This window comes from Myroides sp. N17-2 (genome assembly GCF_002286775.1).
Classification (GTDB): domain Bacteria; phylum Bacteroidota; class Bacteroidia; order Flavobacteriales; family Flavobacteriaceae; genus Flavobacterium.
This window is the reverse complement of the sequence record NZ_NSGJ01000023.1, coordinates 61,260-74,894: the sequence shown is the minus strand read 5'-3', so window position 1 is coordinate 74,894 and position 13,635 is coordinate 61,260. Positions and strand designations below refer to the sequence as shown.

General features: G+C 35.0%; 19 protein-coding genes. 17 read left to right on the top strand and 2 right to left on the bottom strand.

The annotated features are described in order from the left end of the window. Positions 1-343: 343 nt before the first annotated feature. The 15 genes from CF599_RS10935 to CF599_RS10865 all read left to right on the top strand — a co-directional run bounded on the left by CF599_RS10935 (position 344) and on the right by CF599_RS10865 (position 11,179). The gene (locus CF599_RS10935) at positions 344-1,117 is read left to right on the top strand and encodes a 3'-5' exonuclease (protein ID WP_121966066.1); all 774 of its coding nucleotides are present in this window, start codon (positions 344-346) and stop codon (positions 1,115-1,117) included. An 11-nt stretch (positions 1,118-1,128) separates the two neighbouring features. Further along, positions 1,129-1,740 (top strand): fumarylacetoacetate hydrolase family protein, encoded by a 612-nt coding sequence (locus CF599_RS10930; RefSeq protein ID WP_121966065.1) that lies wholly within the window; start codon positions 1,129-1,131, stop codon positions 1,738-1,740. A gap of 4 nt (positions 1,741-1,744) precedes the next feature. Then, positions 1,745-2,089, top strand: a complete 345-nt coding sequence (locus CF599_RS10925; RefSeq protein WP_121966064.1) for a histidine kinase — start codon at positions 1,745-1,747, stop codon at positions 2,087-2,089. A gap of 8 nt (positions 2,090-2,097) precedes the next feature. Next, positions 2,098-3,342, top strand: coding sequence for a CinA family nicotinamide mononucleotide deamidase-related protein (locus tag CF599_RS10920; RefSeq protein ID WP_121966063.1), 1,245 nt, complete (start codon positions 2,098-2,100; stop codon positions 3,340-3,342). Between the two features lie 81 nt (positions 3,343-3,423). Further along, entirely contained in the window at positions 3,424-3,660 is a 237-nt protein-coding gene (rpmB, locus tag CF599_RS10915; protein ID WP_038986280.1) for a 50S ribosomal protein L28, read from the top strand. Between the two features lie 27 nt (positions 3,661-3,687). Then, on the top strand, positions 3,688-3,870 hold the full coding sequence (gene rpmG / locus CF599_RS10910; protein ID WP_090409327.1) for a 50S ribosomal protein L33: 183 nt from the start codon (positions 3,688-3,690) through the stop codon (positions 3,868-3,870). 9 nt (positions 3,871-3,879) lie between these two features. Then, positions 3,880-4,032: a DUF4295 domain-containing protein gene (locus tag CF599_RS10905; RefSeq protein ID WP_121966062.1), complete on the top strand. Its 153-nt coding sequence runs from the start codon at positions 3,880-3,882 to the stop codon at positions 4,030-4,032. Positions 4,033-4,158: 126 nt separating this feature from the next. Continuing rightward, on the top strand, positions 4,159-5,112 hold the full coding sequence (gene ftsY / locus CF599_RS10900) for a signal recognition particle-docking protein FtsY (RefSeq protein WP_121966061.1): 954 nt from the start codon (positions 4,159-4,161) through the stop codon (positions 5,110-5,112). An 8-nt stretch (positions 5,113-5,120) separates the two neighbouring features. Further along, complete coding sequence (locus CF599_RS10895) at positions 5,121-5,549, top strand: hypothetical protein (RefSeq protein ID WP_121966060.1); 429 nt, start codon at positions 5,121-5,123, stop codon at positions 5,547-5,549. 10 nt (positions 5,550-5,559) lie between these two features. Next, on the top strand, positions 5,560-5,871 hold the full coding sequence (locus tag CF599_RS10890) for a DUF721 domain-containing protein (protein WP_121966059.1): 312 nt from the start codon (positions 5,560-5,562) through the stop codon (positions 5,869-5,871). 135 nt (positions 5,872-6,006) lie between these two features. After that, positions 6,007-6,441: an Rrf2 family transcriptional regulator gene (locus CF599_RS10885; RefSeq protein ID WP_121966070.1), complete on the top strand. Its 435-nt coding sequence runs from the start codon at positions 6,007-6,009 to the stop codon at positions 6,439-6,441. Positions 6,442-6,511: 70 nt separating this feature from the next. Continuing rightward, complete coding sequence (locus CF599_RS10880) at positions 6,512-8,761, top strand: nitric-oxide reductase large subunit (RefSeq protein ID WP_121966058.1); 2,250 nt, start codon at positions 6,512-6,514, stop codon at positions 8,759-8,761. Beyond that, positions 8,751-9,464, top strand: coding sequence for an iron-sulfur cluster repair di-iron protein (ric, locus tag CF599_RS10875; RefSeq protein WP_121966057.1), 714 nt, complete (start codon positions 8,751-8,753; stop codon positions 9,462-9,464). Before CF599_RS10880 ends, ric begins: the two co-directional genes overlap by 11 nt. A gap of 63 nt (positions 9,465-9,527) precedes the next feature. Further along, positions 9,528-10,730, top strand: coding sequence for a hypothetical protein (locus CF599_RS10870; RefSeq protein ID WP_121966056.1), 1,203 nt, complete (start codon positions 9,528-9,530; stop codon positions 10,728-10,730). Continuing rightward, positions 10,727-11,179: a CopD family protein gene (locus CF599_RS10865; protein WP_121966055.1), complete on the top strand. Its 453-nt coding sequence runs from the start codon at positions 10,727-10,729 to the stop codon at positions 11,177-11,179. The genes CF599_RS10870 and CF599_RS10865 overlap by 4 nt, the downstream gene beginning before the upstream one ends. Positions 11,180-11,283: 104 nt before the next feature. On the opposite strand, the gene CF599_RS10860 is transcribed toward CF599_RS10865, so the two are convergent. Further along, on the bottom strand, positions 11,284-11,649 hold the full coding sequence (locus CF599_RS10860) for a helix-turn-helix domain-containing protein (protein ID WP_121966054.1): 366 nt from the start codon (positions 11,647-11,649) through the stop codon (positions 11,284-11,286). A 141-nt stretch (positions 11,650-11,790) separates the two neighbouring features. Between CF599_RS10860 and CF599_RS19860 the strand changes: the two genes are divergently transcribed. Both CF599_RS19860 and CF599_RS19855 read left to right on the top strand, forming a co-directional pair. Then, a complete protein-coding gene (locus tag CF599_RS19860; protein ID WP_254050283.1) occupies positions 11,791-12,495 on the top strand; it encodes an MFS transporter in 705 nt (234 codons plus the stop codon). Between the two features lie 11 nt (positions 12,496-12,506). Beyond that, the gene (locus CF599_RS19855) at positions 12,507-12,926 is read left to right on the top strand and encodes a hypothetical protein (RefSeq protein WP_254050282.1); all 420 of its coding nucleotides are present in this window, start codon (positions 12,507-12,509) and stop codon (positions 12,924-12,926) included. Positions 12,927-12,997: 71 nt separating this feature from the next. On the opposite strand, the gene CF599_RS10850 is transcribed toward CF599_RS19855, so the two are convergent. Continuing rightward, positions 12,998-13,633, bottom strand: a complete 636-nt coding sequence (locus CF599_RS10850) for an SCO family protein (protein WP_121966053.1) — start codon at positions 13,631-13,633, stop codon at positions 12,998-13,000. Positions 13,634-13,635 lie beyond the last annotated feature (2 nt).

Genomic DNA, 13,635 nt, shown 5'->3' with positions numbered 1-13,635 from the left:
TATAAGAAAAAAACACAAGAAAAAGAACTTGTACAGTAACGACAGGATTACTAAAACAAGTGTACAGTTAGAACTAGGATTATAAACAATAACTGTACAGTTATGGTAGGACGAGACACTATTTTATATGAGGTGGTCGGCTTGTGGTCGGCTGTTGATAGGCTGATGGTCGGCTTAAAAGTGCCAAAAACAACCCATCACCTGCCTATCACATAAGTATCACTAACCGATAATTAGAAGCAAGGTGTAAAGAATAAAAGTTAATGTTGTAAAAGTTCGCCAGTGATTTTTAGTCCTAAAACATTACATTTATTATATTTGTAATTAAATAAAAAACAGAATAATGGAGTTGAAATTACATAGACCTATCTGTTTCTTCGATTTAGAGACAACAGGAATAGACGTAGCGAGAGATAGAGTAGTAGAAATAGCGATATTAAAAGTATTCCCTAATGGAAATAAAGAGAGTAAGACTTGGTTAGTAAATCCAGAGAGACCTATACCAGCACAGTCTACCGCTATACATGGTATTACAGATGAGAAGGTAGCTAATGAGCCGACGTTTAAAGAGCTAGCTCCGTTGATATATAATATGATTAAGGATTCTGATTTGGCTGGATTTAACTCAGATCGTTTTGATATTCCTTTGTTAGCAGAAGAGCTGCTAAGATCAGGAGTTGATTTTGAGATGGGAAATAGAGTTTCTGTTGATATTCAGACTATTTTTCATAAGAAAGAGGAGCGTACATTAAGTGCCGCATACAGATTCTACTGTAATGCTACTTTAGAAAATGCACACTCAGCAGATGCAGATACTAACGCTACTTATGAAATATTAAAAGCGCAGTTAGACCGATATGATGATTTAGAGAATGATATGAAATCACTTTCAGAATACACGACTCGTAAGAAGAGTGTAGACTTTGCAGGATTTATTGCTTTAAATGAAGAAGGAAAAGAAATTTTTACATTCGGTAAACATAAGGGCGCTTTAGTAGATGAGGTGTTAGATAATGAACCAGGTTATTACGGTTGGATTCAGAATGCTGACTTTCCTCTGTACACAAAGAAAGTGTTGACAGGTTTAAAATTGAGAAAATTAAATAATAAGTTGTAATAATATCTTTTATGAAGATAGTTTGTATAGGAAGAAATTACGTAGAACATATTGAGGAACTTAATAATGAGAGACCATCTGAACCAGTGTTATTTATTAAACCTGATTCTGCCTTATTAGGAAGGGAATGTCCTTTTGCTATTCCTGATTTTTCTAGTGATATCCATTATGAAATAGAAGTGGTTGTTAAGATTATTAAGGTAGGTAAATACATCGAACCTAAGTTTGCTCATAAATATTATGATGAGGTGACTGTGGGGATAGATTTTACAGCGAGAGATGTACAGAGTCGATTAAAAGAGAAGGGACTACCTTGGGAAAAAGCGAAAGCTTTCGACGGCTCAGCTATGCTTGGAGAGTTTATAGATAAGAGTGAGTTAGATAATCTATATGATACTACGTTCTCATTAATACAGAACGGCAATGTGGTACAAGAGGCAAGTACAGCACAAATGATTTGGAATATAGATGAAACTATCGCTGAAATTTCTAAGTATTTTACACTTAAGAAAGGTGATTTGATTTTTACTGGAACACCTAAAGGTGTTGGTAAAGTAAATGAGGGTGATGTATTAGAAGGGGTGTTGGCAGGTAAAAAATTATTTCGTTTAAACGTAAAATAAAATTATGGCACTTCATTACGATTTAGGACCGATATTGCAAACTTATAATGATGATCAGGCTTTAGTAAAAGCAGGATTGGTTGTCTTTGTAGAAGAATCAAAAGATTGGTTAAAAAGAATAAAGAAAGGTATTAATGATAAGGACTATAACTGCGTTGCGGATAGTACAACTCTTTTAATGCCATCATTAGAGTTTTTGGGAATGGAACAAGCTATTGAGGAAGCTTTGGCTATCGATCAATGGGTTAAAGAACAGGGAAAAACAAAGGCTATAAAGGAAACTTTCAAAATTTTTAAGGAAAGAGTAAAATGTGCTCGTAAAGAAATAAAGAAAGACTTTAGCTTATAAAGAGTAATATGAAAGCAAGTATAATCACAATAGGAGACGAGATTCTTATAGGTCAAATCGTAGATACAAATTCTACTTATTTGGCAAAAGAATTAGATACATTAGGCTTTGAAATTGTTGAAATTATTACTATTTCAGATAAAAAAGAGGCAATAGATAAGGCTATGGCATCACAATTAGGCCTTGTAGATTTAGTTATTATGACAGGAGGGTTAGGCCCAACTAAAGATGATGTGACTAAAAAGGTATTCTGTGAGTTCTTTGATGATCACTTAGTGATGAATGAGAAAGTCCTTGCCCATGTGACTGTACTGATTGAAAATTACTTTAAAAAACCGATTTCTGAGATTAATAAGCAGCAGGCTTTAGTACCGTCTATGGCTACTGTTCTTTTTAATAATGTAGGGACGGCTCCTGGTATGGTAATGCAAAAGAATGATACTACTTATGTGTCATTCCCAGGTGTACCTTTTGAGATGAAAACAATCTTTCAAGAAGAGTTAGTTCCTTATGTTAAAGATCATTTTAGAGGGGTGTTTAATTTTCATAAAACGATCATTACCTACGGAATAGGAGAGAGTTTATTAGCAGAATACCTTGAACAATGGGAAAATTATCTGCCTACTGAAATCAAATTAGCCTATTTACCAAGTCCTGGTAAGGTAAGGTTACGTCTGTCAACTAGAGGGACTGATAAGGATTCATTAGTTCAAAATATTGAAAGGCAGGTGGATATGATTCCAGAAGTAGTCAAACCATTTATACGAGCGTATGAAGACATAGACTTTCCTGAAATTATCATAAAAGAGTTGCAAAATAGAAATAAAACTATTTCTTTTGCAGAAAGTTGTACAGGTGGACAGTTAGCAGTAATGTTTAATTCGCAGCCAGGATCTTCAGCCTATTTTAAAGGAGGAATAGTATGTTATGCTACCGAGAGTAAAATAGATATGTTAGGAGTTAATCCAGAGACAATAAATACACATACGGTAGTAAGTGAAGAAGTCGCTATGGAAATGGCGGAGCAGGCACGATTAAGATTTAAAAGTGATTATGCAATATCTACTACTGGAAATGCTGGACCATCTAAGGGAGATTCGGATGTAGAGGTCGGAACAGTATGTGTGGGAATCGCAACACCTAATGGCGTATTTGCAAAAAAATATGAGTTAGGACAACCTAGAGAAAAGGTTATAAATAGTGCTATAGCAAGGGGTTTGGAATTAATATTTAATGAAATATTAAAAAAATAACGCGAAAGATTTTGTATAATAATTTTCTTTTTCGTTACTTTGCACCCTGATTTTGAATATTGAAATAAAAGATAAGAAATAATGTCAAGAGTTTGTGAAATTACTGGTAAACGCGCAATGGTTGGAAACAACGTTTCTCACGCGATGAATAAAACTAAGAGAAAGTTTTCTGTTAACTTAGTTAAAAAACGTTTCTACATTGCTGAAGAAGACAGATGGGTAACATTGAAATTATCAACGTCTGCATTAAAAACAATTAACAAAAAAGGTATTGTTGCTGTATTGAAAGATGCAAAAGCAAAAGGATTAGTAAAATAATTCGTACCCATTAAAAAATAGAATACGATGGCAAAGAAAGGGAACAGAATTCAAGTGATCTTAGAATGTACTGAACACAAAGCGTCTGGGTTACCAGGAACTTCAAGATACATCACGACTAAGAACAAGAAAAACACACCTGATAGATTGGAGATTAAAAAATTCAATCCTATCATGAAAAAAGTAACACTTCATAAAGAAATTAAATAATTAATAGTCATGGCAAAGAAAACCGTAGCAAGTTTAAGAACTTCTTCTAAGAAGTTGACTAAAGCGATTAAAATGGTTAAATCTCCTAAAACTGGAGCTTACACATTTGTTGAGTCTGTTATGGCTCCTGATTATGTGGATGATTTCTTAAGCAAGAAGTAATATATCATTATAAAGATCTTGAAAAAGCTGTCTATTTAGACGGCTTTTTTTATTTTATGACTTTATCATACCTAGTGAGAGGTTAGCGTTTTATTCTTTATATTTGCACTAGTTAATAAAAGTAATATGAGTTTTTTTAAGAAGTTATTTTCTTCGGATAAGAAGGAAACTTTAGATAAAGGTTTAGAACAGTCTAAATCTTCTTTTTTCTCAAAGCTTACTAAAGCAGTAGCTGGTAAGTCTAAAGTAGATGATGATGTACTTGATAATCTAGAAGAGATACTTGTGTCATCAGATGTAGGTGTAAATACTACATTAAAGATTATTGAGCGTATTGAAGAACGTGTTTCTAAAGATAAATATGTTGGTACAGATGAGTTAAATCAAATCCTTAGAGATGAGATCGCTGGATTATTATCAGAGACACAGTCTGGTGAAGCGACAGAGTTCGAAATTCCTAAAGATAAGAAACCTTATGTGTTAATGGTGGTAGGAGTTAATGGTGCTGGTAAAACTACGACTATTGGGAAGCTAGCTTATCAGTTTAAGAAAGCTGGTTTTAAAGTGGTTTTAGGAGCAGCAGATACTTTTAGAGCAGCAGCTATAGACCAGTTACAAGTTTGGGCTGATAGAGTAGGTGTGCCTATCGTAAGACAACAGATGGGAAGTGATCCTGCTTCTGTTGCTTTTGATACATTACAGTCTGCAGTCACTCAGAATGCTGATATCGTTATTATAGATACAGCAGGACGTCTTCATAACAAGGTTAACTTAATGAATGAGCTTACTAAGGTAAAGCGTGTAATGCAGAAAGTTATTGCTGATGCACCTCATGATGTAATGTTGGTATTGGACGGTTCTACAGGACAAAATGCTTTTGAACAAGCTAAGCAGTTTACTGCTGCTACTGAAGTAAATTGTCTTGCAGTTACAAAGTTAGATGGTACTGCTAAAGGTGGAGTTGTTATTGGGATATCTGATCAATTCCAAATACCTGTGAAATACATAGGAGTAGGTGAAGGTATCGAAGACTTACAAGTGTTTAACAAGTATGAGTTCGTGGATTCATTCTTTAAATAATCGAAGTGATGAACAAAATATATAAGGTTCTTTTTGCTAGTGTTTTGTTTTTAGTCGTTAGCTGTGGAAAAGAGTATACTGCTGAGGATCTAAAAGTAATCAATGGATACTGGGAAATAGAGAAAGTACAGATGCCTGATGGTGAAGAGAAGGATTATACTATAAATGCTTCTGTTGATTACTATGAAGTGAATGATAAAGGTGAAGGCTTGCGTCAGAAAGTGATGCCTCAACTTACAGGGGAATATCTAACAAATGAAATTGCTGAGAAATTGACTATTGTGAATGAAGGAGGAAAGACTTGGTTAAAGTACAAGACTGATTTTGCTGAATGGAAAGAAGAGTTAGTTGACTTAGATGAAGACGAGTTCGTGGTGAAGAATGAGAATGATATAATCTATCACTATAAAAAAGCTGTACCTTTCACACTTAAATAAGATTAAGGCATTGAAAAAATATGATGTAAATAAGCGAATCAGAGAAGAGAGTAGTATTCAGGATCTATTACAGTTATTTATTAAAGGTAATAACTTAGATAGAGGAATAGATAATCTAGATGTGCGTACAGCATGGAAGAACCTATTAGGACCTGGTATTGCTAACTATACACTTGATATTATGCTAAAGAGAGATGTGTTATACGTCGCTTTATCTTCTCCTATTGTTCGTGAAGAGTTGACATATGGTAAGAGTAAGATCATCCGTATGATTAATGAGGACTTGGGCAGAGAAGTAATTACTGAGATTGTTTTTAGATAGATTGTTTATAATCAGAAAGATATAAAGCGACATTAGTCATAGAACTAGTGTCGCTTTTTTATTACACACATAAAAGACTTTTTTATCTTTTATATATAAATAATGTATTATATTTGTAGTGTAAAAGTAAAAGGTATGTTTTCTAAAGCTTGTGAGTACGCTATTCGTTCGGTTGTTTTTATATCAGTTTCTTCACTGAAAGGAGAACGTGTAGGCTTTAAAGAAATAGCAAAAGAGATAGATGCACCTGAAGCTTTTACAGCTAAGATACTTCAGAAGCTTTCTAAGAGTGGGATTATCGAATCAGTAAAAGGTGTAGGAGGGGGATTTGAGATACCGGTATCTCACTTAGATAAAGTAAAGCTGTGTGAGGTGGTAAATATTATAGATGGGGATTCTATCTATAAAGGATGTGGATTAGGATTAGCAGAGTGTTCAGAGACGCACCCGTGTCCTGTACATTTTAAATTTAAAGCAATCCGTGAAGGATTGAGACAAATGTTAGAAACTACTACCTTAAAAGAGTTAGCCAATGGTACCAAGTCTGGCGATACTTTCTTAAAGGTGTAATTATACGTAGGGAGTAGCTTCCCTTTTTTTACAAACACATAAAGGATAAAAACATCTTCTATTAAATAGTATGGACAGAAGGCAAAAGAAATTATGGATAGCATTCACGATAGTAATGTTATTCTCGTTTGGGGTACTTGGTTATTTTGGTATTGAGATATACCAAGAAGCTCCACCTGTACCGACAGTGGTAAAGACTGTGAATGGAACAGAAGTATTAATAGCTAGTGATATAAAAGATGGTCAGAATGTCTGGCAGAGTATTGGGGGGCAAGAAGTTGGCTCTGTATGGGGACATGGAGCATATGTTGCACCTGACTGGACTGCTGACTATCTACATAGAGAGGCAGTGTATTTATTAGATTATTATGCTAATGAGAAGTATGGTAAACCTTACGCAGAGGTATCTGTAGAGGAGCAAGCCTACTTAAAAGCACATCTTCAGAAGAATATAAGACCTAATACATATGATAAAGCTACAGGAGTCTTAACGATTACTGAAGAGCGTAATATAGTGCGTCTGTATCTTCAAGAATATTATAGTAAACTATTTACTGATGATCCTGAGTTTACACAGTTGCGTAAAGACTATGCAATTCCAAATAATGCACTGACAGATCCAACAAGATTAAAACAGCTAAATGCTTTCTTCTTTTGGGCTACATGGGCTACAGTAACGAATAGACCTGACAGTGACGTTAGTTATACACATAACTGGCCTGCAGAAGATTTAGTAGGTAACGTAGCTACAACACCTCTTATCGCTTGGTCAGGGGTAAGTGTTATCTTGTTAATCTTTGCAGTAGGAGTATTAGTGTACTATCACGTAGCGTCTAAACAAGAGGAGGAGGAGATGGTACCTGCAGTAGATCCTGTGTCAAATGGGGTAGTGACTAAGAGTATGACTATTCTGAAGAAGTACTTTTGGGTGGTATGTCTGTTAATGCTATTACAGGTAGCACTAGGTATTCTAACAGCACACTATGGTGTAGAAGGACAGGGATTATATGGTATTCCGTTAGATCAGATTTTACCTTATTCAGTAACTCGTACATGGCATACACAGCTAGCTATCTTTTGGATTGCAACAGCTTGGTTAGGTACAGGGCTTTATATCTCTCCTGCAGTAGGAGGTAAAGATCCTAAATTCCAAGTATTCGGTGTGAACTTCTTATTTTTTGCCTTGCTGATTATTGTGCTTGGTTCTATGATAGGACAGTGGTTTGGTATTATGCAGAAACTTGACTTAGTACAAAACTTCTGGTTTGGGCATCAAGGATACGAATATGTTGACTTAGGACGTTTCTGGCAGATATTCTTATTTGTAGGTTTATTTGTATGGTTAGCCTTAATGATAAGACCGCTTATACCTGTATTAAAAGAGAAAGGTAGCCAACATCGTAACTTGATTATCTTATTCTTAATCTCATGTGGTGCTATTGCCTTATTCTATGGAGCTGGGTTAATGTGGGGAAGACAAACCAACTTAGCCATAGCAGAGTATTGGAGATGGTGGGTCGTGCATTTATGGGTAGAAGGTTTCTTTGAAGTATTTGCAACTGTAGTGTTAGCTTTCTTATTCGTGCGAATGGGATTGATTAAAACAAAAACTGCCACTAACGGTGCATTATTCTCTACGATAGTGTTTATGTCAGGAGGTATCATCGGTACATTCCACCACTTATATTTCTCAGGTACACCAACAGCTGTAATGGCATTAGGAGCTACATTTAGTGCACTTGAAGTAGTGCCTTTAACACTGATAGGGTATGAAGCGTATGAGAATTATAAGTTATCTACTCATAAAGGGTGGTTAGAAGATTATAAATGGCCAATATACTTTATGATAGCAGTGGCATTCTGGAACTTCTTAGGAGCAGGAGTATTTGGATTTATTATCAATCCACCGATAGCGCTTTATTATGTACAAGGACTAAATACAACACCTCTTCACGCACATACGGCCTTATTCGGTGTATATGGAATGTTGGGAATAGGGTTAATGTTATTCGTACTTAGAAGTATTTATAGAGATGTCAAATGGAATGATAAGCTATTAAAAATAGGGTTCTGGGGACTAAACTTAGGATTACTACTAATGGCATTATTAAGTCTGTTACCAATAGGAATATGGCAAGCGATAGAAAGTATTCAACATGGGATGTGGTATGCTCGCTCAAGTGAGTTAATGCAACTACCTGCTATGAATACCTTAAAATGGCTTCGTACAATAGGAGACGTAGTATTTACAGTGGGAATATTCGCTGTCGTATTATTCGTATTCAAACTAACATTTAAAAAAAGCAATCATGAAAAATAGAACAGTTGGCTCATTTGTAGCAGAAGATTTTAGAACAGCAGCAATATTTAATAGATACGGAATAGACTTCTGCTGTAAAGGTGGACGTACCATAGATGAAGTATGTGAAAAAAAATCAGTGAATCAAGAGGAATTAATAGGTGAGTTAGAACGCCTATTGACACAACAAGCTGAAGGTAGTATTGATTTTAGACAATGGCCTTTAGATTTATTAGCTGATTATATAGAGAAAACGCATCACAGATATGTGGAAGAGAAAATACCTGTATTACTACAGTTTTTAAATAAACTAAGTAGAGTACATGGAGATAGACACCCTGAGTTACATGAGATTAATGAGTTGTTTATTGGTTGTGCTCAAGAGCTTAGTCAACACCTTAAAAAAGAAGAGTTGGTCTTATTCCCATTTGTTCGTCAGATGGTATCCTCTACTATCTCAGGACAGCCGCTTAATACGCCTCACTTCGGTACAGTGCAAAATCCTGTAGCAATGATGATGCATGAGCACGATGGAGAGGGAGAACGCTTCCGTAAGATAGCAGAGTTGTCAAATAATTATACTCCTCCTGCTGATGGATGTAATACATATAAAGTGACGTATGCGATGCTAACAGAGTTCGAAGAGGATTTGCATAAACACATTCACTTAGAAAACAATATACTATTTCCAAGTGCTATCATATTAGAACAAAAATTCGAATAATCTTTTTCAAATTTCATAGAAGTGCCTTATCTTAGTATTGAGGCACTTCTTGTATAAAAACGTATGAAATCTATTTATTACATCATACCCTTAGTTAACTTTTTTGTAGCAGCGCTATTTGGGCTGTTACTTAGAAGTATGTTCGTTTTTCCGGTAGAAGGAGTGACGTTTTTATACATACTGCACACGCATTCACACATAGCACTATTAGGATGGTTATATCTATTAGCCTATGTGTTATTTGTACAGAAGTTTACTCTTGATACTCCGAAAGAACAAAAGTTTTATACAAAGTTGTTTTGGGTTACTCAGTTGGCTGTATTGGGAATGGCAGTTACTTTTCCTATTATGGGATATGCAGCCGCATCTATCACATTCTCTACTTTACACATTATTTGTTCTTATATTTTTGTAGTTCATTTATGGAAACACAATACTGTATTAGGAACACAACAAGGTACACTTTTAAGAACAGCACTGTTCTTTATGGTTCTTTCTACTTTAGGAGTTTGGTGTTTAGGCCCTGCAGTAGGAATGTTAGGTAAGACCAGCGCATTCTACCAAATTTGTATACAGTTCTTCTTACACTTTCAGTTTGATGGATGGTTTATGACAGCGTTTATAGCTTTGTTGTTTGCAACTGTCTTTAAAGGTTGTTCCTTATCGAAGTTTAAGCCATTTTATTATACTTGGATCTTGTCTGTGGTGTTAACCTATGCATTACCTTTAAGTTGGTATGTGGAGTTGCCTGTTTTACACTATTTAAGTGCGATAGGAGTTTTTCTACAGCTATATGCAGTAGGATATTTAGTAAAACCTATTTTTAGCGCAATTAAGAAAGAAACTAATGGGAGAGGGATATTTGTTTGGCTCTTGGTAATATTAGTAGGAATATGTTTTATAATGCGAATAACGATGCAGTTAGCTGTTGTCTCAGAAGTGTTAGCTACTCAACTGCAAGCTTTGCGTAGTTGGATAGTTGGTTTTATACATTTGAACATGCTTGGTATACTTAGTGGTTTCGGGCTATGGCTAATGATACAAGAGCATAAACTAAGTGTGAATAATTGGACTAAAGTAGCGATCATACTCTTGTTATCAGGATTTATACTGACAGAAGCTATTCTGTTTATACAGGGGTTACAAGGCTTTATAGGAGAGATATGGATAGAGAATACACCGTTGTTATTGTTTTATGCATCTGTATTGTTACCTGTTAGTATAGCATGTTTTTTAGGGTCTTATTTAAAAATTAGAAAGTTATGAATGAATTGCACCTTTTATTAATACTTCACCTATTAGGAGCTACTATTTGGGTAGGAGGACATATCTTGTTAAGTGTAGTTATACTACCTCAAGTATGGAAAGAGCGATCAGTAGAGAAGTTGTTTAACTTCGAGAGTAGATATGAGTGGTTCGGTATGCCTGCTCTATTGATTATGCTATTAACAGGAGTTCGTATGGCATATATTTATAATGTCAAGATAGCAACTTGGTTTGCTTTTGAAACTCCCATAGAACGTGTTGTTTCACTTAAGTTAAGCTGTCTAATCGGTATTGCCCTATTGGCTATAAGTGCGCAGTTTTACGTGTTGCCAAGACTTAAGACAGATATTAAGAAATTGCCATTGATGACTTTTCATATCTTAGCCGTAACTACGATTAGTATCATTATGTTAATACTGGGGAGCTTCGTACGCTACGGAGGGATATAATTAATTAAGAATTAAGATTGTGCTTAAAATACCGATTTAGAATTGGGTATTTGGTATACTATACCTTTACTTATTGCTCTTTAGATACAAAATATTGTATCTCATCATTCTTCGTTTTCTGCACGGTGTTTAGCACCCCAAGCATCTAAAGCGGGCCATATAGGCAGTAATTCTTTAGCGATATCAGTAAGGGAGTACTCTACACGTGGAGGCACTTCAGCATATACTTTTCGCATTACTAAATTATCGGCTTCTAATTCTTTAAGTTGAAGTGAAAGCATACGGTCTGTAATGCCTGTAGTTTTTTCCTTTAGCTCACTAAAGCGCAATGTATCGTATTGTCCTATGTAATACAGTAACATCATCTTCCATCTACCACCTATTTTACAGATAGTATAGATAGCATCACAGTTTGAAGTGATGAAATCTCTGTTTGCACTATTTGTTGAATTTTCCTTTCTATTAGCCATTACTTACAAAATTGTTAGTTACTCACAAGGATTGTTACACTAGGTGAACAAGGATGTCCTACTTACTTTTGCCCTTGTATTTACAGAATACAAAGAAATGTATAACTGCTGATAATTAGCAAAAGTATTAGTTTATTTTTTATGAAGAAGTATGCCTACATAGGAGCATTAGGGTTATTAAGTATTATAACTACAGAATTTGGAGTAATAGGTGTGTTACCTGAGATAGCTAACCATTATAAGATATCCATTGATCAGGCAAGTTGGTTGTTAAGCGGATTTGCCTTAGTGATTGCTTTTTTGGGACCATTTATGACCTTGCTGACAGCGAAGATGGATAAGAAGCAATTGATGTTAGGAGCTACCGCCTTATTTCTTATATCAAGTATTGTGTCTGTCTTTCTACCTCCATTTTGGTTGTTGCTGATTTTTAGGTTATTGCCCGCTTTGCTACAACCTGTTTATATTGCGAATGCCTTAGCGATAGCCGTGAAATATGCTAAAGAAGGAGAGGAAAGTCAGATGATGAGTATTGTTTTTAGTGGGATAACAATCGCCACATTTACTACTATCCCTCTTGCAACGTATATGACTAATTTATATGGATTAGAAGCTATCTTTGTTATTCAGGGAGTCACGAGTAGTGTTGCCTTCTTGGCTATCTATTGGTTATTACCTTCAGTACCTGGATCTGAGAAGACCTTTGATACGAAAGAATTAAGTGTCTTTAAGCAAGCTTCATTTATTCGAAGTGCCTTAGTTAACTTGTTTATTATAGCGATGTGGTTTAGTATCTATAGTTATTTCGCTGATTATCTGAATAAACAAAAGAGATGTCTGGACTAATGGTCGGGAATATGATTCTACTATTTGGAGTAGTAGGTGTAGCAGCAATGTATTTAGGCGGCAAGATATTGAATAGAGGCGTCATCTATAGTAATGTCATTTACACTATCGGTGCTTTATTTATCGCTGTACTGCTTTATGTGTCTAATAGTAACCCTTACATTACTTCTGTTATTGTAATTTTATGGAGTCTGATATACACACCTGTTTATCTAAATGTAACAGCCTTTTTACAAAAGACAACGACTATTTCTTTTGAGTTAGGGAGTAGTCTTTCTACCTCATTTGGCAACTTAGGTATTGCGATAGGAACTTTTATGGGAGGGAAGGTTATTAGTAACTATGGTATACAGTATTTGCCTTGGATGATGGCTGTATTTGCAGTTATTAGCCTTGTGTTAATGTACTTTGTAGCAAAGAGTAATAAATAAAAAAAACTGCTCTAAGATGATCTCAATAGATTCTTAGAGCAGTTATATAATTAAACTAATAACTAACTTTCTTATTTGATTAAAGATAACTGCTTTTCAATCTCATTTACAGTTGGAGCATAGTCAACACCAAGTCCTTCTTGTTGATAATCTAATTCTCCTTTAGTATTAAACACACTGATGATATTAGAGTGTGAGAAGTCCATAGGAGATATCTTTTTATAGTTGACAGCAAGTGTAGCAGCGAATTCACGAGTATCTTCTTCGTTTGAACGCAAGAATATCCATTGGTCACCATCCATCTTATTCTCTTTAGCAAAGGCTTTAAGACGTTCTGGGGTATCTACTTCTGGATCTATACTGACTAATACATATTTGACTTTATCTAAGTTTTTACCTTTTACACGTTCTTCGATATTACGCATATCAGCAACTAATCGAGGGCAGGCAGCCTTACAAGATGTGTAGATCATAACCATTACTAATACATTGCCTTGTAAGTCTTTTAATTCTATGTCTTTGCCATCTTGTGTAGTCCACTTAGAAGGTAAGTTATAGATAGATAAGTCAGATATTTCTTGATTATCGGTTACTTGTTCAGTTGTTTGTTCTGTACTTTGAAGTTGTTCTTCTGTTTTTTTAGTTTCATTACAACCTATTAATAATAAGCTGAAACAAACTGCTAGTGCTATTCGTGTGTTTTTCATGA